This is a genomic window from Streptococcus sp. DFI.7.26 (assembly GCF_022240605.1).
In the GTDB taxonomy this organism is placed as follows: domain Bacteria; phylum Bacillota; class Bacilli; order Lactobacillales; family Streptococcaceae; genus Streptococcus; species Streptococcus xiaochunlingii.
This window is the reverse complement of the sequence record NZ_JAKOGN010000001.1, coordinates 231,215-253,512: the sequence shown is the minus strand read 5'-3', so window position 1 is coordinate 253,512 and position 22,298 is coordinate 231,215. Positions and strand designations below refer to the sequence as shown.

Here is a 22,298-nt window from a genome sequence, read left to right as displayed (position 1 = left end):
GCCGTGAGAAAAGTGCTTGAAACAGTTATGTTTCAAGCACAGGGGAGTTTTGAAACCTTAGGTTCAAAACTAAGTCATGGAACTTCGTAGAAGTTCGCTGACGTCCCTTCTCACCTTTGGAAAGTTTTAGAAGTCTTTTGCTTCATCTAAGTTAAAGATTCCTCAGCTTTACTTGTTTTTCGTTGATTTAGAAGTTGATTTCTTTTTACTATCTGACTTGGTTGCTAGTTTAACCTCGAAAATAGCACCTTTCGGCTTGTTATCTCGAACAGTAATGGTGCCATTAAAGGCTTCTACGATTTGCTTGGCTAAGGACAGTCCTAACCCAAAACCACCCTTTTGACGCGTACGCGCCTTATCCACTCGGTAGAATCGATCAAATATCCGCTTTTTATCTTCGTCTGCAATCCCTGGTCCATTATCCTCTACCCGAAGATAGAGATAGCGATCCTTGAATTGGGCGACAAACCGTATCTTTCCTTCTTCCTCTGTGTATTTGAGGGCATTGTCATACAAAATGGTCATCAGCTGTTTCAGTAGGACCTTGTCAGACACCAGACTCCTTTCGACATGATTCTCATACTCGAAAATTTTATCATTTTCCTCGGCAATGATTTCATAATTGGCAAAGGTTTGGTCGAAAAAAGAGGGAGGGATTTCACAAAACTCAGGTTTAATCCCATCATCCCGACGGGCTAAGTTTAAGAGATTGGTCGTCAGTAAGCGCATATTGCGAACCTCATCCAAAGAGGAGGCGATATTCTCACTGGATTCCATAATTGTTGCCTCTGGCTTTCGGAACAGGGTTTCCAAACGATTTTGCAAAACGGCTAAAGGTGTCCGCAATTCATGAGAAGCATTTTCGACAAAAGCCTTCTGCCGGTTCATGCTCTCTAAGAGAGGTTTCACACTCATTTTAGCCAGGAAGATACTTGCAAAGAGGGAAATGCCCCAGAAGCAAATCATGACCAAGGCGATTTGGCTCTCGTGTTTTTCACTGGTCTGCTCCAACTGGCTGATATTGGTCATGATCACGGCATATTTCACCCCATCGATATAATCATCGGGGTCAATATCCACCAAATAAGCCCGGTAGCTTTCTTTTTGCTTATAATGGTTGGTGATTTGAATCTGCTTGATCTTGTTTAAATAGCTGCGACTAAAGGTCACTGTTTTTAAATCCAGAAAACCATTGTCCGTCGTCACATTTTCAAAATTATCATTCAAGAGGATGGCTGTACTATTGGAAGTGACCGATGGTCTAGGGCCATCCTCGGGATCAGGTTCATTATCTTCTGGTCGGTCATCATCTGGTTCGTCTCTTCCCATCCCATTTCCGGTACGATTGGCCAAGCTAATGATGGAATAACGATCTTTACTCAGTATCTTTAAATTTTCATCAACCGTTGTATACAGACTTGACCGCATTACTTGAATAATAATCAAGGTCATGGTTGAGAAAATCAAGGTAAAGAGTCCGAAATAGCGGATGAAATAAGAAAAGTCATCCGCATTGACAGTTTTTTTAATTTTATTGAGCATCTTTCAGAATGTACCCCACGCTACGCAATGTTTGGAGATTTTTTGCAAATTCTGTTCCTTTTAACTTCTTACGAATCTTAGAAACATACACTTCAACAACCGAGATAGTCGTATCGCTATCAAATCCCCAAAGTCGATCAAAGATTTGTGTCTTGGGCAGGATAACATTTTGATTTTGAAGGAAATAGACCAAAAGATCAAATTCTTTCCCTAATAGCTCCACTTCTTTCCCTTCAACAAGCGTAGAGTTTGTCGAAAGATTAACGGTTACATTCCCATAAGAAAGGGTATTTTCATTGACCTTACCAGAGCGCTTCAACAATGCTTGGATCCGCATCTTGAGTTCTTCTAGGTAGAATGGCTTGGTCAGATAGTCATCTGCCCCTAACTCAAACCCATGGCCCTTATCGTCCAAACTCTCTTTGGCTGTCATAATCAATACTGGAGTGGAGACACCCTTATCTCTCAATTCTTTCAGAACTTGGAAACCATCTTTTTCAGGGAGCATGAGGTCTAGCAAAATGAGGTCATAGATGCCACTTTCAGCCTCATAAAGACCTTCGTCTCCATCAAAGACTTGCATGACATCTGCAAAGTCATCTAAAAAATCAAATACTGAATTAGACAAACCGAGGTCGTCTTCTACTAATAAAATCTTAATCATGTGTACTTTCTCCTTCTCATTCTTCCATACAGGGATGACGAGTATTTTCTACTCTATTATAACATGACCAGGCTTCATTCAGTAGCATTCAGATAGCGATTTCAACTTTTTTCTTAGCCTGCTGTCCCTGTCTCATCCTTTGATGAATTGTTTGTATTGCTAGACGATTTTTTCGAAGAGGATTTCTTGGAGGACTTTTTACTCGATTTACTATTTTGTTGCTTGTCTTGTTGACCTTGAGGGCCTCCATTTTGTGGTGGTTGGCCATTCATGTCTCCTTGTCCTGGTCCACCGTTTTGGCCATCTTGCGGTGGCATACCGCCTGGTCCTCCACCAAATCCATCTTGTCCTTGACCACCTTGCGAGCCCCCTCCTTGAGGTGGTTGACCGTTCATTTCTCCTTGCCCTGGACCACCATTTTGGCCATCAAAACCTTGTGAGTTAGAAGGTCCATTTTGATCGTTCCCATGGCTATTTTGTCCTTGATGGTTTTGGGCAGGCTGGTTACTATTTTGTGTAGCTACTGCTGCTTGTTGGCGTTGGGGAGTCGTATTGGCTGTCGCCAACATTCCCAAGCCAAATCCACCAGTCATTCCTACGACAAGTCCTCCTGTTGCTGCGGCAGTTGCCCACCACTTAGGACTTTTCTTAACGACAATCATTTTTTCAGTTCTTTCTTGCTTTTGTTCATTCGAAGCTTGCATTCTTTCCATTCCTTAAATTATTTAAACAAGGCCTTTGTTTAGATAGGGATAGTTTACCGATTCTTCCTTAATCGTGACTAAATTTTTTCTTAAACTTTCCTAAAATGAGGATGGAGACAATTGTCACAGCTGAATAGAGGACTTGACAGGCTTGCATTCTTTTTTGTAGAATAGTTACCATAAAAATAAAGCGAGGTTTACTGTTTTGAAAAAAATAGAATCAATGACATTAATTGCTCTTGGAGCAGCTCTGATTGCTGCCCTATCTCCTTTTACAATCCCACTTGGACCCATTCCTATCACGCTTCAGACTTTAGCGATTGGATTGATCGCCAGCATCTACCGTCCAAAAGAAGCCACCCTTTCTGTTCTCATTTACCTCCTCTTAGGTGCCATTGGCCTCCCCGTCTTTGCAGGTGGTCACGGAGGCATCAGCTCCTTCTACGGTCCCACTGCTGGATTCCTTTTCTTCTTTCCCCTTCGTGCTTTGGTTACCTCTAGCCTCGCTGGCCAAAAGGGACAGCCCATTCGTATCTTCCTAGCTAACGCCTTGGGGGAAGTCGTCCTCTTTATTGGGGGTGCCTTAGGTTTTATGCTCATTACCCACCAGAGTTTGGATCTCACCGTAAAACTGGTCGTCCTACCTTTTGTATTACCAGATTTGATTAAGATCACGTTGACAACGGTTTTCGCAGTTATTCTCTATCGCAATCTCAAACATCTCCCATATTTCAAAAAAGCAAAATAAAAACTCTTAGAGAGGCCTACAAACCTGTAGGTTCCTCTCTAGGAGCTTTTTTTTCTTTATTTAGTTGCTAGAAGGGCTGTTTCAACCGCTGCTTTCTCCCGCTCGATAAGATCGATACGAGCCGCGATCTCTTTAATTCCCATCTTGATATTACGGCTGATCGCCATATCATCCAATTGAGGCTCAAAGAAGGCCTTGTATTCATTCAACCGTTCACGGGTCTTGAAACAATTAGCTGGGTAGATGACAAACTTATCAAAGCTCATATCACCACCGAGTGCTTTCTTGATCCAATTCCAGTTTTCACGCGCCCAAGTCCAGGTTCTTCCTTGGGTAAAGTCATGGTGCAAGAAATTGAAGTACCAGCTCATAGCCAAGTCCTGAGGTTTCACCACATCCTTGTTCTTCCACTCCTTCAATAGAGCTTCCAAAGTTTCCTCATCCTTGGTATAAGAAAGGGCAGCCGCCAACTGGCGTTTAAAGTTTCCATCAACTGTCTTCACATAGGTATCCAGATATTGTTGGCTAAGCGCCTTGGTTTCCTGGTGTTTGATTTGGTTGACCAAGATTTGCAAGCGAATGGCAGCTGGAAGTTTTTCTAGATCAGCTGCGTGCGCTTCAAAGATAGCGCTCGCTTGTGCTTGTGCAGCTTCATCATTGGCCTTAATCATATTAGCAATCATTAGCTGACGAACTTTTTCGTCTTCTTCTGTTTCACCAGGCTTAGCTTCCAGTCCCAAGCGTTCGAAGTTGTAACGGTTCATCCGTTTCAACAACTCATGGAAGGCTACTTCTGTTTCAGTTCCTTCATCCACAAAGAGACTGATTCCGCTCAAGACGCTCGAAACAGCAGAAACGACCAAGTAGGAACTTTCTTCTGTCAAATGTTCAATCACTGGCAAGAGGCTTGCATAAGAAATTTGACCACTTTCCGCTAAGAGACGGCGTTCTTGAACCACTTGTAGTTTCGAAGTGCTATCCAAGTTAGCAAGTTCAGCAAGGATGTCTTCTAACAATTCCCCACGGTAGTCACTGATATAATGAGCTGTATTTTCTGTATTGAAGCGAAGAGCTCCGTTGTTAGCTGCTTTCAAGGCACTGTAGTTTGGAATTTCTAAGACTTCAGTTTCCAAGGTATCTGGAATACCTGTCCAGTTGCTATTCAATGGAACAACCCACTTACGGCCTTTTTCTTCTCTTTCTCCGATGAAGAACTGCTCTTGACGGATGATCAAGGTGTCGTTCTCTACAGAAGCTGAGACAACAGGGTATCCTGGTTGCTCCAACCAAGAATCCATAAAGGATGCGACATCACGACCTGAAGCTTGCCCAAGAGCATCCCAAAGGTCACGACCGATGGTGTTGCCGTATTGGTGTTTTTCAAAGTAAATCTTCAACCCTTTACGGAAGGCATCATCGCCTAACCAACGGCGAAGCATGTGCATGAGACGGCTACCCTTAGCGTAAACGATGGCTGGGTCAAAGAGGGTGTTAATCTCGTCAGGGTGTTTGACTTCCACATGGACGGATTGAACGCCATCTGTAGCATCGCGTTTCAAGGCAGCAGGCACACCAGTTGTTTGGAAGTCTTCAAAGATATTCCAGCTTGGTTCGATGGCATCCAAGCTGACATATTCCATCATGTTGGCGAAGCTTTCATTCAACCAGAGATCATCCCACCATTTCATGGTCACGAGGTTTCCGAACCATTGGTGAGCCAATTCGTGAGCCACCACCAAGGCTACTGTTTGACGGCTTTGGGCTGTCGAGTTTTCATCTACAAGGAGATAAACTTCACGGTAGGTTACCAAGCCCCAGTTTTCCATCGCTCCTGAAGAGAAGTCTGGAAGAGCGATATGAAGAGATTGAGGGATTGGATACTTCACGCCATAATAGTCTTCATAAAACTCAATGGCACGAACGGCAATATCCAATGAGAAGTCCAAGTTTTCTAATGGGTGAGCTTTGGTAGAGTAGACACCGACTAGGGTTCCATTCTTGGTCTTAGCTGTCACACCTTGAAGGTCTCCAGCCGCAAAGGCCAAGAGATAAGAAGACATACGTGGAGTCGTATCAAACTTCCAAATCCCTGTTTCTTTACGGTTTTCCACATCGATTTCTGGCATGTTAGAAAGAACGATTTCTCCCTCTTCTTGGTCAAATTTCACAGCCAAATCAAAGGTCGCTTTGGCTTCTGGCTCATCCACACTTGGGAAGGCTTCACGTGCAAAGTGGCTCTCAAACTGAGTAGAGATCACTTCCTTCTTTACACCATCTACTGTGTAGTAAGAAGGATAAATTCCTGTCATATTGTCTGTGATCTTACCAGAATAGGTCAAGGTAATCGTTACTTGACCTGTCCCTTCTAATTCGACATAGACTGCTTCATTGTCATCATCCACCGAAAATGGACGGGCTTGACCTGCTACTTCTACTGTTTCGATGGTCAAATCCTTTTGGTGAAGAGAGATGCGAGTCTCTTTTGCTTCTCCGCTAATGATCACTTTCCCTGAGAAAGTTTTACTAGAGCGGTTCAAATCTAAGAGTAGATCATAGTGCTCAGGTACAAATGTATCAATAAAATGTGCAACTGCTTGCATAAGTAACTCCTTCTTCATTTTTTCTCACCTTCTATTCTAACATAAATCCTACTAACTGTAAGGTAAGAGGGGGCAAAACCAGATCTACAAAAAGACAAAAGTCTGAGATCATGACCTCAGACTTTCTTTTCTTATAATTCCACAATTTTTCCAGTTTCGAAGTAGACAACCCACTCACAGATATTTTTAGCGTAATCACCAATACGCTCCAAGTAGTTGATGACTTGGAAGTAATCACGTCCAGTGATAATCAAGTCAGGATTATGCTTGATTTCTTCCGTTGCCAACTCTTGAATACGATCATAATACTCATTAATCTTTTCATCGCGAGTTGCTACTTCATAGGCCGTTTCAACATCCCCTTTTAGGTAGAGCTCCAAGGTTGCTTCAACAAAGTCTTTGACTTCTCGACCCATTTTGCTGATTTCTTCTTCTACAACCTTACTACGAAGTTCTCCCTTCATACGGATGGTTGCACGAGCGATAGATACCGCATGGTCTCCCATACGCTCCACGTCAGATACAGCTTTTAAGACTGTCATCACCATCCGAAGGTCCTGAGAAACTGGTTGTTGAAGGGCAATCATCTCAAAGGATTTGCGCTCCAACTTCACTTCATACTCATTAATCTCTGCATCATCTTCGATAACCTGACGTGCCAGATCACGATCATGAGTGACAAAAGCTCGAACCGTGCGGTTGATCTGGGTCAAGACTTCATTTCCCATGGCATAAAACTGGTTATGAAGCTTTTCTAAATCTTCTTCAAATTGTACACGTAACATTTACTTTCCCTTTCTTATCCAAACTTCCCTGATACATAATCTTCTGTTTCCTTACGAGCAGGGTTCAAGAAGATTTTTGAGGTGTCATCATACTCGATGAGGTCCCCATCCAAGAAAAAGGCCGTTCTATCCGAGATCCGACTAGCTTGCTGCATAGACCGCGTCACCAAGAGCATGGTATAACGATCCTTCAAACCATAAAGTGTTTCTTCAATCTTTCCAGCAGAAATCGGGTCCAAAGCTGAGGTTGGCTCATCCAAGAGGATAATCTTTGGACTGGTTGCCAATACACGCGCCACACAAACCCGTTGTTGTTGCCCCCCTGAAAGCCCAATCGCTGAATCATGGAGACGATCCTTGACCTCATCCCAGATAGAGGCATTTTTCAAGGAAGTTTCGACTGCTTCATCCAAGACTTGCTTGTCCTTGACCCCATTGATCATGAGTCCGTATGTGACATTGTCATAGATAGACATAGGGAAGGGGTTGGGCTGTTGGAAGACCATCCCGATTTCCTTACGAAGTTCTACTGTATCTGTCCGAGGACTATAGATATTGTGACCATTGTAAATGACTGTTCCTGTTGTTGTCACCTCATGGTTCAAATCTCCCATCCGGTTGATGGCTTTGAGCAAGGTAGACTTCCCAGATCCAGACGGGCCGATTAAAGCCGTGATTTCTTTAGGGGTGAAATCCAGTGACACACTATTCAGTGCCTTTTTCTTATTGTAATAAACCGACAAGTCCTTGACTTGCAAAATTGGTTCTGTCATGTTTTCATCCTTATGTTATTTCAATGTTGCCAAATCCTATCCAAAGTGACCAGATACATAATCGTTGGTTGATTGCAGTTTTGCATTTTGGAAAATGTTGGCTGTTTTATCATACTCGATCAAATCACCTAGATAGAAGAATCCTGTATAATCGCTAGCACGAGCTGCCTGTTGCATGCTGTGGGTCACGATGATAATAGTATAGTCCTTCTTCAACTCTAGCATGCTTTCTTCCAACTGAGCAGTCGCGATAGGGTCTAAGGCTGAAGCCGGCTCATCCATGAGCAAAATCTTCGGTTTGACAGAGATAGCCCGGGCAATACAAAGGCGTTGCTGTTGACCACCTGAAAGCGTCAAAGCAGACTTGTGCAAATCATCCTTGACCTGATCCCAAAGAGCTGCTTGCTTCAAAGATTTTTCTACGATTTCGTCCAAGACCTTCTTGTCTTTGACACCTGCCCGCTCGTGGGGGAAGGTAATATTGCGGTAGATGGACTTGGCAAACGGATTTGGTCGTTGGAAGACCATTCCGATATGCTTTCTCATTTCATAGACATTGATATCTGGACGGTTGACGTCAATCCCTTCATACCAGATCTCCCCAGTCACACGCGCAATATCAATGGTATCGTTCATCCGGTTCAAACTTCTGAGATAGGTGGATTTCCCAGATCCAGAAGGACCGATCAAAGCTGTGATTTTATTCTTCTCAAATTGCATATCCACGCCTTTGATGGATTCATTTGAACCATAGTAGACATGCAAGTCTTTGGTCGAAAGGACCACTTTTTCTTCAGGAAAAGTAATGATATGTTTCTCATCCCAATTGTACTTTGACATTTCTTCTCCTTTTATGCTGAGGTTAATTTCTTATGGAGGTAAGTACCAAGCTTACGCGCTCCGAAGTTGAAAATCAAAATGAAGATCAACAAGACTGCAGCCGATCCAGCAGATACTTCAATCGCATCTGGAATGGTTCCTTCACTATTGACCTTCCAAATGTGGACCGCTAGTGTTTCTGCTTGACGGAAAATAGAGATCGGACTGGTGACACTAAAGAGGTTCCAGTTGCTCCAATCCAAGGCCGGGGCAGACTGACCAGCAGTATAAATCAAGGCAGCTGCTTCCCCAAAGATCCGCCCAGAAGCTAGTACGACACCCGTAATAATACTTGGCAAGGCTTCAGGTACCACCACGTGAATCACGGTTTCCCAACGAGAAATTCCAAGCGCAAGGCCGGCTTCTCTTTGTGTATGGTGGACATTTTGCAAACTATCTTCAATGTTTCGTGTCATCTGTGGCAAGTTAAAGACCGTCAAGGCCAAGGCTCCAGAAATAATCGAGAAGCCATATTGGAACTGCACTACAAAGACCAAGTAGCCAAAGAGACCAACTACGACCGATGGGAGAGAGGACAAGATTTCAATACAGGTCCGAACCAAATTGGTCAATGGGCCCTTCTTGGCATACTCTGATAAGTAGATCCCTGCCCCTAATGAAAGTGGGAAGGAAATAATCAAGGTAATGACTAAGAGGAAGAAGGAATTATAGAGCTGAATCCCAATCCCTCCACCTGCTTGGTAAGAAGAGGATTTGCTGGTCAAGAAGGTCCAAGACACATGCGGCAACCCTCTAACCAGAATATAGAGTATCAAAGAAGCAAGAATAGTGACAATAATTCCAGCAATTGCATAGAGAACCCCTGTCGCTATCTTATCTATTTTTTTAGCGTGCATAGTTCTTCTTACCTCTTTCTTTCGTGATCAATTTGATAACGCTGTTGAATGCCAAACTCATCAGCAAGAGCACCAAAGCAAGTGACCAGAGAACGTTGTTGTTAACTGTTCCCATAACGGTATTTCCGATTCCCATAGTCAAAATAGAGGTTAAGGTGGAAGCTGGAGTCGTTAAAGATGTTGGAACAACCGCTGAGTTTCCGACTACCATCTGAATAGCCAAGGCTTCACCGAAGGCACGCGCCATTCCAAAGACAACTGCCGTAAAAATACCGGAGCGAGCGGCCTTTAAGGTGACATGCCAGATGGTTTGCCAACGAGTCGCTCCCATAGCCATACTTGCTTCCCGATAGTGACGAGGTACTGCCCGTAAGCTGTCTGTTGTCATAAAGGTCACAGTTGGAAGTATCATGACAAAGAGGACAAAGACCCCTGACAAGATTCCAAACCCTGTCCCACCAAAGATGGAACGAACAAATGGAACCACCACTTGCAAACCAATAAATCCGTAAACAACAGAAGGGATCCCTACCAACAACTCAATGGCTGGTTGTAAGAGACGAGCTCCCTTTGGAGAAACCTCTGTCATAAAGACTGCCGCACCGATGGCAAAAGGCGTCGCCACCAAGGCAGACAAAAGGGTTACAATGAAGGAACCCAAGATCATTGGCAAAGCCCCAAATTCTTTCCCTGACGGATTCCAAGTGGATCCAAAAAGGAAACTAAAGACATTAACCTTGTTGACAAAGAAGGTCGATAATCCCTTTTGGGCTACAAAAATCAAAATCAAAGCTACAACAAAGACAATCAAACTCATACAGCAGAAAGTAATGGTTTTACCAAATTTTTCCAAACGAGAATTATTGGACTTTGAGAGCATTTTTTTTGCTACTTCGTTCATGTTTTACCTAATTCTTCTTATTTCTTCGTAATGTTACCGTCAAGATCACGGCTGACTTTCATATCATTGATTGGGATATAGCCCATCTTACCAACGATTTCCTGCTGGACCTCATCTGTCATCATATAATCCAAGAATTTCTTTGCCAGTTTACTTGGCTCACCCTTGGTATACATGTGTTCATAGGACCAAATTGGCCAGTTATTATTCACTACGTTTTCCTTAGTTGGTTCATAGCCATTTAACTTCATGGTTTTGACACTATCATCCACGTAGGTAAAGGCCAGATAAGAAATGGCACCTGGAGTCTGGGAAACAATGTTCTTCACCATTCCGTTGGAATCCTGTTCCTGAGCCTGTTTAGGATCTTTGCCGTCCATGATGATGTCATCGAATACAGCACGGCTACCAGATCCTACTGCACGGTTCACAATGGTAATTTCCAAGTCCTCACCACCCAATTGCTTCCAGTTGGTATATTCACCAGTAAAAATCTTACGCAATTGTTCAGTAGTTAAATCGTCTACGGAAATCCCCTTGTTCGCAATGATGGATGTTCCTGCTACTGCTACTTGATGGTCTACCAAGCTAGAAGCATCGATGCCATCTTTTTCCTCTGCAAAAAGGTCACTATTTCCAATGTCGACAGCTCCTGATTGGACCTGAGAAAGACCTGTACCAGATCCACCCCCTTGGACATTGACAATCTTACCGGGATGCTCTTCAATATAACGATCTACCACCCCTTCAACGAGCGGTTGTAGGGCTGTTGATCCAACAGCTGTAATCGCTTCTCCACGGTCAATCCAAGACGCACAGGCAGAAAGAGAAGCTGCAAGTGCTACTGTTGCTAGCCCAAGGACTAGCTTTTTGCATTTATTCAATGTAAGTCTCCTTGAATCATAATCAAATATCGTTTAAATCTTATCTCTAAACACTTGTTATCTTCTAGTATTCTAGCAAGAATCACTCTATTTCCACTATAACATAGAAAGACGGCATTTCCTAATAATTTATCTAAATCTCAAACCTTTAGGAAAGAAATTTTTTAAGGTCCGTCCAGTCACTTTTGCAAAACCTAAACCATTTCCTCCAGCTAAGACCTGATACCAACCATTTGGGTAGTCTTGATCTAGCTGAATAGTCTCTCCAGCCACGTACTTCATAAAGTCTGGATCCGACAAGCTGACCGATTTCTTCACTTGATCTGGTTTCAGAGCTAGGCCCAAAGCAAAGCTAGGTTCAAAGCGATTTTTCTTAAAGGTTCCAAGGTGCAATCCATTGCGAGCAATCTTGACCTTTTTCAAATCAGGAAGTCCAACCGGCAAGAGATAAAGCTGGTCTCCAAAACATTGGTAGAGGCCCTCCAAGTCAATAGCCAAGCAATCCTTGGCAAAAGCTTGCCACAGTTTCTTCTGCTCAGCTGTTAGATTGGAACGTCCTTCCTTGATCTTCTTAACTTCAGGCTTTCCGTGATAAAGGAATTTAGCAACAAATTGCCCTTCCCCTTTGAAACGATGGGGATACATCCGGGCTGTTTCAGGATAGCCGATCCCCTCTACCATGCCATTGATTTTTTCAATCGGTAGCAATTCCAACTCATATTCTTCTAAGAGCCAAGAGACAATCTCTTCATTCTCTTCCGGTGCCCAGGTACAGGTCGAATAAACTAGCTGTCCACCTGGTGCCAGCATCTTGATAGCATCTGTTAAGATTTCTCTCTGGAGACCAGCACATTGGGCTGGATAATCAGGATGCCAATAGTCCATAGCATCTGGCTGCTTCCGGAACATGCCTTCACCAGAACACGGAGCATCCAAAACAATCAAATCAAAATAGGCTGGGAAAACCTTAGCCAAGCGATCGGCTGATTCATTGGTCACCACGACATTACGGGCTCCAAAGCGTTCGACATTCTCGACCAAAATCTTAGAGCGGCCCTTGTGGATTTCATTGGAAACGAGGAGTCCTTGATTGTCTAAATAAGAGAGCAAGTGGGTCGTCTTGCCACCCGGTGCTGCCGCAAGATCCAAGACCTTCATACCTGGTTTTGGATGAGCTACTTGGGCTACCATTTGGGCAGCCGGTTCTTGCGAATAGACCAGTCCAGTGACATGGGCAACGGATTTACCCGACACCTTGCCATAGTAACTCCAAGGCATGCCTGGAATAGGGTCATCGCCACTGATTTGCTCCGCCTTCAATGGATTAGTCCGATAGGCAGATACGGCCGGCTCGTCAAAGGTTTGAAAGAAGGCCTCAGCCTCCTCTCCAAGTAGTTGGGTATACTTTTCTTTAAATCCTTGAGGAAAGGTCATGCGTCTTTTCCTTTCGTCAAAAAAGGTTGAATCTCATCTAGTTTACAAGTTGGGACCATCATGATAGGATCCAAGGTCTCATAGCTAGGTTCTTTCCCTTCCAAGGTCAAGACTGAGTATCCGAGGCACTCACCCATAATAGCTGCTGCTGCATAGTCCCATGGCCAAATATAGCTAAAGTAGCCTAAAATGCCACCAGATAGAATCTTGGTAAAGCTGATACCAGCGCTCCCGTAGACCCGAATCCCCAAGCACTCTGCTCCCAGATCCGCCATGCCCCAAGCGTTGGACTTGAGCATGCCGACATTAGAAGCCACTAATAAGTCCCCAATAGGCCTATTTTGAAACGGTTTTAGTTCTTTGTCATTGCAAAAGACTCCAAAATCCTTTCCACCAAAAAAGAGATGGTCGCGCATGACATCATAGATCAAGCCAAACTGACCAAGACCTTCTTCAAAATAGGCAACCATAACAGCAAAATCTTCTTTTTGGGTCACAAAATTATTGGTCCCATCAATGGGATCAATCACCCAAACCTTACCGGAGTGAATAGGAGCACGAAGTTCATCTTCTTCAGCAAAAATTTGATCTTCTGGATAAGCTTCCAAAATCTTACGGACCAGGGTTGCTTGCACTTCCTGATCCATCTGAGTCACCAAATCCGTCGGATTTGTTTTGACAGTAATCGCTAGCTGGTCATGTAAGTGTTCTCTTAGATAGCTTCCTGCTTCTTTGACAATGGTCTTAGCAAATTCTAATTTATTGATCAATCGAAAACCATCCTTCCCCTTTTTCTTTCGCGGCTTTGGTTGCGCGGTAAAGTGAGTAGCCACTGACCTCTTCAAACTCCTTTCCCAGACGCTTTTCTTCGCCAATACTTGGGACAACTTTCTTAAAGGCCTTATAGGCTTCTAGGTAGATACGAGCATCTGCCTTTTGTTCATAGGCTTGTTCAACCTGATTAAAAAAAGAAAGCACCGAAGCAAGCTCTTCAGTGCTCCACGATAAATCGAGTGGGTAACTATAATTTTTATTCATATTAATGGATCTCCGCTCTTAATGTAGCAGATCTTAACTCTTCCTTACGATATCCTCGAGGGAGAAATGCGCGAATTTCATCCTCATTAAAACCAATTTGCATCCGTTTCTTGTCTAGAATAATTGGGCGACGCAAAAGACTAGGATTCTCCTCAATCAACTTGATTAAAGCAGAAATCGATAAATCCTCTACATCAACATTTAACTTCTGAAAAATTTTAGAACGAGTTGAAATAATATCGTCTGTACCGTTCTCAGTTAGAGCTAAAATATTACGCAACTCCTCAGTTGTTAGAGGACTCGTCATAATATTGTGTTCCTTAAAAGGAACCTCATGTTTTTCTAACCAAGCTCTGGCCTTGCGACAGGATGTACAACTCGGAGACAAAAATAATGTAATCATGTTCTTCTCTTCTTTTTTTGGACACACTTAGCTGACTCTATTATACAAAATTATTCCATGCTTGCATAGTGATTTTTTAATTTAGACAAAGAAAATTCTCCCCTTAAGGGAGAATTTCTAACAAAAATTAATTTGTCCATTTACGAGCCATGATCTCATCCTGGCGCAGTTGCTCGACGAGTGCTTCTACACTATCAAATTTGACCATTTCTCGAATCTTGTCTAACCAAAAAATCCGAATCGTATGTCCATAAATATCTTTTGAAAAATCAAAGATATTGGCTTCAAAGCGAAGTTCCGTCCCATCAAAGGTCGAGTTTTTCCCTACAGAGGCCATCCCCCGATGACGTTTCCCTAGCACCTCTACTTCGACGACATAAACACCATCCTGAGGGAGATGGGTGCGATCGATCGGTGCCAGATTTGCTGTTGGAAAACCAATGGTTCGCCCCCGTGCATCACCATGGACTACGATACCACGGTTGGATAAGGGATAGCCTAAAAGATCAGCTGCTTCTTTCACTTGGCCAGAGGCAATGGCCTGGCGAATACGGGTCGAGCTGATTTTTTTGCCCTGGTCTAGGACAGGTGGAACTACGATGACTTGGCCTTTAAAATAGGTTCCCAAATCACTAGCTACTTTCTTATCGCTACCAAAGCTATAATCAAAGCCTGCCACTAAGACACGAGCTCGAAGTCTTGTTAGGTAGGTAGTAACGAATTCTTCAGCCGTATGAGCCGCAAAATCACTGGTGAAATCAATGAGATAAAGATCATCGACTCCAAGTTCTTCCATTCGTTTAAAACGCTCCTCTGGATTTTGGAGGTGGAGGAGTAATTCTGGTTGGTAACGGGCAAAAGCCAATTTGGGAGATTCTGGAAAGGTCAAAAGAGCTACTCGAAGTCCTTGCTCATCGGCAATAGTGCGGGCTGTCCGAAAGAGCTCCTGATGCCCTCGATGAAGACCGTCAAAATAGCCCAAGACAAGAACAGTATCTGCTTGAGCTTTTATTTCTTTTTCACTAGATACATAACAAATGTTCATAAATTTATTGTAACACACTTTCTGTCAGAAAAACCTTGCGAGGTTTGTAAAGTTCTTCCCTTTTTTCCAAAATGGCTACCAACTTCTCTTGGTAAAAAGCAGCTAACTCTCTGGCTTCGCTCTCAACTGGAATAAAGCGTCCCACTTGGACTTCGCCAACCTCTTCAACTGTCAGCTCTACTTTTTCCAGATCCCCGGTACCAATCTCAAGTGGATGAAGGAAGCTCAAATCTCCTTGCCTTACCTTTTCAGCAAGCTCTTCCAGGGTCAAGGCATTATCCAGTGACAAACCGGCAGCACTGGTTCGGGTCAGATGAGACATATGGGCGGAGTAACCAAGCTTCTCTCCCAAGTCAACCGATAAGGTACGGATATAGGTTCCCTTGCTACATTTTACTCGGAAAGTAAAACGCGCAAGTTTATCCTCGTAGCAAATGGGACTGGTTCTTTCAAAACTATAAATGGTCACCTGACGTTCTGGACGTTCGACCTCCTGACCAGCACGCGCATATTCATAGAGCTTACGCCCATTGACCTTGACTGCTGAGTACATTGGTGGAATCTGGGTGATAGGCCCTGTCAGACTAGCAATGGCTTCATCAACAAGCTTTTCATCCAGTGGAGACAAAACAGGAGTCTCTGCGACAACTTCCCCACTAGCATCCTCGGTCGTTGTTGAATATCCCAGAGTGATTTCCCCCTCGTAGACCTTGCCCTCATCCTGCATGAACTCGACCATACGAGTCGCCTTCCCTACAGCAATGGGTAAAACGCCCACCACATCCGGATCCAAAGTTCCTCCATGGCCAATCTTCTTGGTGCCTAAGATTTTCCGAAGTTTAAAGACCACATCATGCGAAGTCATGCCCGCTTCTTTTTTTATATTAATAATTCCGTCCATGTCTTGCTTTCTATTTTCCTTTCTCATCATGTGGTTAATAAATTTTTTTAATTCGTTCCAGTATCATTAAACCATCCTCTCATGCCTTTAATTAGGCTATTGGTACCTTTTTTAAGATTCCTTTTAATGTAGCATCAATAATAAATCTATAGGTAAATACCCTACTATTCATCTCTATTTCTCCAATTCTTTATGATATTATAAATAGAATGTATCAGAAGAATTACTAATAATAAGAACCAAGAGCGTAATGATACCAAACTGACAACCACAACAAGCAAAGCTGATAAAAAATAAATGATAAACGCCTCTAACTTGGAAGGTCTTCTCCCCTCTGGAAGCATATCTAAATGTTCCTTCGTTAGAGCTGAGCGGTCACTGAATTGATAAAAGTAACGATATCTTGCAGATAAAGAATCAATATCTAAAAAGTCATATCCCCTAATATAATCAACTATATAAAACATCAGTAAACTGTCAATTTCGTCAATATTTTCAGTATAGAGAGAAAAGTTTCTCTTTCCAGCAATTGCAATATTACTTGCAGCATAAACGGCAATCGGAATGCCATCTTTTGTCACAGGTAGAATATCTCCTTTACTACCTGAACCTACACACTTCATTTCATAGTTGTTTAAATTGAATTGAAAAACTCCATGCCAATATGCTTGTTCCCATAAATGATCAAATCTTTCTTCTTCAAAATAAATCAAATCCTTATTTAACCCTCTTGCGACTATTCTTTTTCTTTTAGAAATGTATTCTGATGCTTTCAAGACAAGAATTTCTACATCTTTTGCATATAGACGATAACCTTCCTCTTCTTGAACGATTTCAATCCTCTCAGTCCAATGTTCTTCATCAGGTAGTTTCGACTGAAGGATAAATCCCTCTGAGTTTCCTCGTAATTGTAGTTGTATTTCCATGCTTTACTCCCCTATTGATAAGCCCAATCCAAATGGTCCTAGTTTCATTTTTGCCTCTGCTTTTTTAATATCTGGACAGCAATTTATTATCATGAGTGACTCCACACCTTCTCTCACACGAACAACACTTCCAATCGGTGAAGCTCTACGTTCCGACATCAGTTTTCTCCTTCTAAATATTTCTGCGCTTCCTGAACATAAAAAGCTCTGGATTTTCATGGGCTATGCTTTCAAACAAACTTCGAGCACGAGCTTCATCTCCTTTTAATTGAGCATTGAGTGCTCCATAATAAGAGAACATGATTCGAGCTAGCTTACTTTCTGATTCGGTAGTATCGAAGTAGTCGTTCACTTCTTGATTAAATACAATATCTTTTATGGCTTGAGCAACGAGTTTTGCCTTACCATCTTTCGAATCTGGCGCATTGGACAACTGTTCTCAAAGAAAGCAATATCTTGCACATCTTGAAGATGGATAGACACTTCTAATAGTTCAAAGCTTGATATTAAAAATGTATAGTCTCTTAATCTGCCCCAAATTTTTTTCAAATTATATTTGGACATATTTTCCATGGCAGATTGAAAGTCTCCTTTTTAAAACCACTGGCATCTTCCGTCGTGGTAGAAAATCCCAAAGTGATTTCTCCCTCGTAGATTTTACCCTCATCTTGCATAAATTCGACCATCCGGGTCGCTTTTCCTACGGCAATCGGAAGCACCCCGACCACATCTGGATCCAGCGTTCCCCCATGGCCGATCTTCTTAGTTCCTAAGATTTTTCGCAGTTTAAAGACCACATCATGTGAGGTCATGCCTGCTTCTTTTTTAACATTGATAATTCCGTCCATCTGATTTGCTCTTTCTAACTCTTGTGTGACCATCCGGGACACCGACCCTTTATTATATCATGAAACAAGACTTCTTGTCCCTCTTTCTCCCTCCCCATGAGCTTCCAAAAAATCCCGTAGCAGATTTCAGACTTTTTAAAATGGGTTTGATACAATAGAAAGCGAAAGAAGGTGTAACATATGTTAATGTATGATGTTATTGTGATTGGATTTGGTAAAGCTGGTAAAACACTCGCAGCGAAATTATCAAGCCAAGGAAAAAAAGTCGCTCTGATTGAAAAGAGCAAATCTATGTACGGTGGTACTTGTATCAATATCGCTTGTATTCCAACCAAGACCTTGATTGTTGCAGCAGAAAAAGGCTTGGATTTTGAGCAAGCTATGAATGAGAAAAATGCAGTGACGACTCGTCTCAACGGCAAGAACTACGCAACCATTGCTGGAACTGGCGTAGACATTATCGACGCGACGGCTCGTTTCGTTTCTAACAAGGTCATCGAAATTCAAGCTGGAGATGAAAAGGAAGAATTGACAGCTGAAACCATTATTATTAATACTGGTGCTGTGCCAAATGTCCTTCCGATTCCAGGTTTGGCTGAAAGTAAATTTGCCGTGGATTCAACCGGCATTCAACGTTTGGAAAACCTACCTAAACGCTTGGGTGTCCTTGGTGGTGGACCAATCGGATTGGAATTTGCTCATCTCTATAATACCTTGGGCAGCCAAGTAACGGTATTGGATGCTTCTGAAACATTCTTGCCACGGATCGAGCCAAGTATTGCAGCTCTTGCAAAAGGCTACCTTGAAGAAGACGGTATTCAATTCTTGCAAGGCATTCATACCCAAGAAATCAAAGATGGCCAAAACAGCTTAACGGTTGTCACAGATAAGGGAGACTTTGAGTTCGATATCCTTCTCTACGCAACAGGTCGTAAGCCAAACACAGCTGGACTTGGTCTTGAAAACACAGACATCCAAGTCACTGATCGTGGAGCGATCCAAGTCAACCGTTATTTGGAAACCAGCGTCCCTGGTGTCTTTGCAGTTGGAGATGTCAATGGTGGCCCTCAATTCACCTACATGTCACTCGATGACTTCCGCATTGTCTTCAACTACCTCACAGGCGATGGTAGCTACAATCTCGAAACTCGTAGAAATTATGCGACAACACTCTTTATTGCTCCTCCACTTGCCCAAGTCGGCTTGACCGAGCAAGAAGCACGTGACAAAGAACTTCCAGTTGCTGTTAAAGAATTGCCAGTTGCTGCTATGCCACGCGGACACGTCAATGCAGACCTTCGAGGTGCCTTCAAAGCCGTGGTTAACCCAGAAACCAAAGAAATTCTTGGAGTGACGCTCTTTGGAGAAGCTGCAGGCGAAATCATCAACCTGATTACCATGGCGATGGACAACAAGATCCCTTATACTTACATCGCAAAACAAATCTTTACCCACCCAACCATGGCAGAAAACCTAAACGATCTCTTTGCGATTTAAATAAAAACGCTGGAAATTTTTCCAGCGTTTTTTAGTTTAAGAATCCACAGACAGCCTCTTGAAATGCTTTATTTTCTTCATAAAGAGCATGCCCAGAATGCTTCAGAATAAGGAGCTGACAACCCGAAATCGCTTTTGCCAGTTCCTTGGATCCGTCCACACCAATCACATCATCTTCAAGCGCACCAAGGACAAAGGTTGGACACTGAATTTCCTTTAAGACCTCACGGCTATTATGTTCCAGGCAAGACTGAGACTGAATGGCTATTCTATTTTCATCTTTGATTCGCCCCAAGCGACCCATAATATTATAAAGCAACCGCCACTTTTGATAGCTCTTTTGCGTATAGGAATGCTTTGCAATATCCAGCATGAGATGCTTAAAATTTCCAGATTGACTAAGTTGTTGCCAATGTTCAATTCGTTCTCTAGCAAGTTGACTAGGTTTTGCAGTGGTCACAGCTAAGATGAGCTTTTGAACCTTTTCAGGGAAATCCGCCACCAACCATTGGGCAATCATTCCACCTTGTGAAATCCCCATAACATAAGCGGTATCTAGGTTTAGTGTCTCCATTGCTTCTGCTACATCTGCTGCCATATCCCGCGTCGTATAGCCCTGTCTCAACTCATTGATTCGAGAAAAAACATAGATCTTATATCGCTTAGCAAGTAGACGATACGAGAGAGAAAAGAGCTGTGCCTTTCCTTTAACGGTCTGAAGCCCATCCCCCAACCCTGGTATGATAACGAGAGACTTCTTTCCTTTACCAAAGGTCACATAGTCCATGCTCTTTTCGTTAAAATATAAGGTTTTCCCTTTTGTTGAAGACATTACTTCGTTCCCTCTACTATTTTTTCATGATTTACTTATGTTGAGTTTTTAAATGCAAGGCAAAGCCAGCAGTCACTTTTTCAAATCCAACTGCCTGATAAAACTGATGTGCAGCATTTCGTTCAGCGGTTAATCCACTATTTAAAGCCAGTGCCTCAACTCCTTCTTTTACCGCTTGTTTTTTCAATTCATCGATTAGCCTACTAGCAATTCCTTGTCGTCTTGTTTCTTTTGCAACTGACAAAGCTAAAATACGATAGTAAGATCCATCTGCTTCAAAAAAGAAGAGCTTTGCATAACCTAAGAAAGCTAAAATTTCTCCGTTTCTTTCAGCTAGAAGACAGCCATAATGTGGTTGAGAAAGAATCATTTCTAAACGTCGAGACAGCTTAGAAGCGGTCGTTGGATAGCCCAAGTCTTCGTATAGAGCCAGTAGTGCTTCAGCATCTTTTATGGTTGCTTTTCGTATCTGCATAGGATCCTCCTAGTCTTCCTTCAAGGCATCAAATTTGGCCTTCATGGTTGGATTCTTCCGAGTCAATTTTTTAACGGAAACATCATCCAATTTATTATTGGCAAGTCGGAGTTGATTTTCTGATGTGGTCAAGAATTTCTTGACTTCTTCCATCCGCTTGATGGCTTTGTCGATTTCATCGATGGCCTTGCCAAAGTTGACAGAAGCCGAATTGTAGTTCTTAGCAAAGGCTACTTTGAAGGCATCCAGGTCTTCTTCAAAGTGGGTGATGTCGATATTTTGTTCACGGACAAGCGCCAATTCCTGCTTGTATTTAAGGGAATTAAGGGCCGCATTCCGCAGGAGCCCAATGATCTGGATAAAGAACTGAGGACGGACGACATACATCTTCTCATACTCATGGCTGACATCGACAATCCCTGTGTTGAAGTAGTCGTTATCTGCCTCAAGCATAGTCACTAAAACCGCATATTCACAGTTCTTTTCTCGACGGTCCTTGTCCAACTCTTTGTAGAAATCGGCATTCTTGTGCTTCTTCTCTGTCCCGTCAGCTTCATTCTTCATCTCGAACATAATGGAGATAATCTCTACCCCATTTTCATCGCACTCGCGGAAGATAAAGTCGCCTTTAGACCCACGCGCAGAGACCTTGTTGTCCTTTTCAAAGTAGGCATTTGGGAAGGCAAAGCTACGCACCTTGTTAAACTCACTCTCCGCATACTGTTCCAGACTTTCCCCGATGGCCTTGGTCGACTGTTGGGCCTTGAAGTTCTTATAGAACTCTACTTGCTCATTTGCTGCCTTAAGTTGGGCTTCATAGTTTTGCTTAACAGAAGTCAGAGAAAGCTCGTTTTCTTTTTCTTGTAATAGGAGCTGATTTTTGACCTGATCTCTTTCTTTCTCTAGATCAGACAGTGTTTTTTGAAGCTGATTCTCATGCTCCAAGCGCAAGGTAGCCAACTGATTCTCCAGTGCTTGCACTTCTTTTTCTTTCTCTAGCAGACTTTGGCTTGCCGTTTGCTCCACCTCTTTTTTGGCTAATTCTTTTTCAGTATCAAACTGTTGAATCTGGTTTTGTAACTGAGCAATTTCTTGATCCTTCTTTGCTAACTTCTCTTGCTGCTCATTAAGGGCCTTTTGCTCAGCCAAAGCCAACTCTTGCCGAATTCGCTCATGAATTTCCTTGTCAAACTCTGCTGTCCGTACCTGTGACAAGAGTTCGCTGTATTGACTTTCATTGACTGTAAAAACTTCCCCACAGTTGGGGCACTTGATTTCGTTCATAGCATGCCTCTTTCTCTATTCTTAGTATATTATATCATGCCACCAGTAAAATCAAAACCAGCAAACGAAGCTTGCTGGTTTTAACTGAATATTCATTTCTCTATAGAGACTTTCCTTAAGTGAGGACGGACGGTAGCGACTCCCTTTGGGATTCCATACCTTAGATTTGAGCCTTACGTCTCAAATCTACCGAGCACCAGAAACTAATGCGTTTCTGATGCTTTCCTCACGGCGAAAAGTCTCAATCTATTTTGCACTAGTTCCAAAATATTTTTTCA

General features: G+C 42.8%; 24 protein-coding genes and 1 pseudogene. 2 read left to right on the top strand and 23 right to left on the bottom strand.

From position 1 onward, the window contains the following. Positions 1-168: 168 nt before the first annotated feature. The 3 genes from L0M85_RS01300 to L0M85_RS01290 form a co-directional block, all read right to left on the bottom strand. Positions 169-1,542, bottom strand: coding sequence for a HAMP domain-containing sensor histidine kinase (locus L0M85_RS01300; RefSeq protein ID WP_023022849.1), 1,374 nt, complete (start codon positions 1,540-1,542; stop codon positions 169-171). Then, on the bottom strand, positions 1,532-2,206 hold the full coding sequence (locus L0M85_RS01295) for a response regulator transcription factor (protein WP_023022847.1): 675 nt from the start codon (positions 2,204-2,206) through the stop codon (positions 1,532-1,534). The genes L0M85_RS01300 and L0M85_RS01295 overlap by 11 nt, the downstream gene beginning before the upstream one ends. 113 nt (positions 2,207-2,319) lie before the next feature. After that, positions 2,320-2,910 carry a hypothetical protein gene (locus L0M85_RS01290; protein WP_023022846.1) on the bottom strand — a complete coding sequence of 197 codons (591 nt, stop codon included), beginning with the start codon at positions 2,908-2,910 and terminating at the stop codon, positions 2,320-2,322. A gap of 205 nt (positions 2,911-3,115) precedes the next feature. Between L0M85_RS01290 and L0M85_RS01285 the strand changes: the two genes are divergently transcribed. Next, the gene (locus tag L0M85_RS01285; protein WP_042361035.1) at positions 3,116-3,658 is read left to right on the top strand and encodes a biotin transporter BioY; all 543 of its coding nucleotides are present in this window, start codon (positions 3,116-3,118) and stop codon (positions 3,656-3,658) included. Positions 3,659-3,714: 56 nt separating this feature from the next. Here the strand turns inward: L0M85_RS01285 and L0M85_RS01280 are convergent, their stop codons facing one another. From L0M85_RS01280 to truB (L0M85_RS01200), 17 genes and pseudogenes are all read right to left on the bottom strand, one after another. Continuing rightward, positions 3,715-6,258: a M1 family metallopeptidase gene (locus L0M85_RS01280; protein WP_238656220.1), complete on the bottom strand. Its 2,544-nt coding sequence runs from the start codon at positions 6,256-6,258 to the stop codon at positions 3,715-3,717. Between the two features lie 131 nt (positions 6,259-6,389). Continuing rightward, positions 6,390-7,043 (bottom strand): phosphate signaling complex protein PhoU, encoded by a 654-nt coding sequence (phoU, locus tag L0M85_RS01275; RefSeq protein ID WP_006596567.1) that lies wholly within the window; start codon positions 7,041-7,043, stop codon positions 6,390-6,392. Between the two features lie 14 nt (positions 7,044-7,057). After that, on the bottom strand, positions 7,058-7,816 hold the full coding sequence (gene pstB, locus L0M85_RS01270) for a phosphate ABC transporter ATP-binding protein PstB (RefSeq protein ID WP_048717263.1): 759 nt from the start codon (positions 7,814-7,816) through the stop codon (positions 7,058-7,060). Positions 7,817-7,852: 36 nt separating this feature from the next. Beyond that, positions 7,853-8,656, bottom strand: coding sequence for a phosphate ABC transporter ATP-binding protein PstB (gene pstB, locus L0M85_RS01265; protein ID WP_238656218.1), 804 nt, complete (start codon positions 8,654-8,656; stop codon positions 7,853-7,855). An 11-nt stretch (positions 8,657-8,667) separates the two neighbouring features. After that, positions 8,668-9,552 carry a phosphate ABC transporter permease PstA gene (gene pstA / locus L0M85_RS01260; protein WP_006596570.1) on the bottom strand — a complete coding sequence of 295 codons (885 nt, stop codon included), beginning with the start codon at positions 9,550-9,552 and terminating at the stop codon, positions 8,668-8,670. After that, complete coding sequence (pstC, locus tag L0M85_RS01255; RefSeq protein ID WP_238656216.1) at positions 9,542-10,453, bottom strand: phosphate ABC transporter permease subunit PstC; 912 nt, start codon at positions 10,451-10,453, stop codon at positions 9,542-9,544. Before pstC ends, pstA begins: the two co-directional genes overlap by 11 nt. Positions 10,454-10,470: 17 nt before the next feature. Next, positions 10,471-11,337 carry a phosphate ABC transporter substrate-binding protein PstS family protein gene (locus L0M85_RS01250; protein WP_048689967.1) on the bottom strand — a complete coding sequence of 289 codons (867 nt, stop codon included), beginning with the start codon at positions 11,335-11,337 and terminating at the stop codon, positions 10,471-10,473. A gap of 129 nt (positions 11,338-11,466) precedes the next feature. Then, positions 11,467-12,771 carry an RsmB/NOP family class I SAM-dependent RNA methyltransferase gene (locus L0M85_RS01245; protein ID WP_238656214.1) on the bottom strand — a complete coding sequence of 435 codons (1,305 nt, stop codon included), beginning with the start codon at positions 12,769-12,771 and terminating at the stop codon, positions 11,467-11,469. Then, on the bottom strand, positions 12,768-13,541 hold the full coding sequence (locus tag L0M85_RS01240) for an inositol monophosphatase family protein (protein WP_238656212.1): 774 nt from the start codon (positions 13,539-13,541) through the stop codon (positions 12,768-12,770). Before L0M85_RS01240 ends, L0M85_RS01245 begins: the two co-directional genes overlap by 4 nt. After that, positions 13,531-13,809, bottom strand: a complete 279-nt coding sequence (locus tag L0M85_RS01235) for a UPF0223 family protein (protein ID WP_048689976.1) — start codon at positions 13,807-13,809, stop codon at positions 13,531-13,533. The genes L0M85_RS01240 and L0M85_RS01235 overlap by 11 nt, the downstream gene beginning before the upstream one ends. Before the next feature lies 1 nt (position 13,810). Then, positions 13,811-14,212 carry a Spx/MgsR family RNA polymerase-binding regulatory protein gene (locus tag L0M85_RS01230; RefSeq protein ID WP_040803090.1) on the bottom strand — a complete coding sequence of 134 codons (402 nt, stop codon included), beginning with the start codon at positions 14,210-14,212 and terminating at the stop codon, positions 13,811-13,813. Between the two features lie 127 nt (positions 14,213-14,339). Continuing rightward, complete coding sequence (locus L0M85_RS01225; protein ID WP_238656210.1) at positions 14,340-15,257, bottom strand: bifunctional riboflavin kinase/FAD synthetase; 918 nt, start codon at positions 15,255-15,257, stop codon at positions 14,340-14,342. 4 nt (positions 15,258-15,261) lie between these two features. Further along, positions 15,262-16,158 (bottom strand): tRNA pseudouridine(55) synthase TruB, encoded by an 897-nt coding sequence (gene truB / locus L0M85_RS01220; protein WP_048689984.1) that lies wholly within the window; start codon positions 16,156-16,158, stop codon positions 15,262-15,264. A 164-nt stretch (positions 16,159-16,322) separates the two neighbouring features. Further along, positions 16,323-17,084 (bottom strand): hypothetical protein, encoded by a 762-nt coding sequence (locus L0M85_RS01215; protein WP_048689987.1) that lies wholly within the window; start codon positions 17,082-17,084, stop codon positions 16,323-16,325. A 3-nt stretch (positions 17,085-17,087) separates the two neighbouring features. Beyond that, positions 17,088-17,243, bottom strand: coding sequence for a hypothetical protein (locus L0M85_RS01210; RefSeq protein ID WP_185761515.1), 156 nt, complete (start codon positions 17,241-17,243; stop codon positions 17,088-17,090). Between the two features lie 13 nt (positions 17,244-17,256). Further along, positions 17,257-17,517, bottom strand: a complete 261-nt coding sequence (locus L0M85_RS01205) for a hypothetical protein (RefSeq protein WP_238656208.1) — start codon at positions 17,515-17,517, stop codon at positions 17,257-17,259. A 169-nt stretch (positions 17,518-17,686) separates the two neighbouring features. Then, a pseudogene (truB, locus tag L0M85_RS01200) lies at positions 17,687-17,932 on the bottom strand (tRNA pseudouridine(55) synthase TruB); the annotation flags it as partial. A gap of 180 nt (positions 17,933-18,112) precedes the next feature. Here truB (L0M85_RS01200) and L0M85_RS01195 point away from each other — a divergent pair. Next, the gene (locus L0M85_RS01195; RefSeq protein ID WP_023917755.1) at positions 18,113-19,429 is read left to right on the top strand and encodes an FAD-containing oxidoreductase; all 1,317 of its coding nucleotides are present in this window, start codon (positions 18,113-18,115) and stop codon (positions 19,427-19,429) included. A 31-nt stretch (positions 19,430-19,460) separates the two neighbouring features. On the opposite strand, the gene L0M85_RS01190 is transcribed toward L0M85_RS01195, so the two are convergent. Genes L0M85_RS01190 through L0M85_RS01180 form a run of 3 tightly spaced genes read right to left on the bottom strand, consistent with a single transcriptional unit; the run spans position 19,461 to position 22,020 of the window. Then, entirely contained in the window at positions 19,461-20,261 is an 801-nt protein-coding gene (locus L0M85_RS01190) for an alpha/beta hydrolase (protein ID WP_238656205.1), read from the bottom strand. Between the two features lie 31 nt (positions 20,262-20,292). Further along, positions 20,293-20,736 carry a GNAT family N-acetyltransferase gene (locus tag L0M85_RS01185; protein WP_238656203.1) on the bottom strand — a complete coding sequence of 148 codons (444 nt, stop codon included), beginning with the start codon at positions 20,734-20,736 and terminating at the stop codon, positions 20,293-20,295. 9 nt (positions 20,737-20,745) lie between these two features. Next, entirely contained in the window at positions 20,746-22,020 is a 1,275-nt protein-coding gene (locus L0M85_RS01180; protein WP_201087650.1) for a DUF2130 domain-containing protein, read from the bottom strand. Positions 22,021-22,298: the final 278 nt, after the last annotated feature.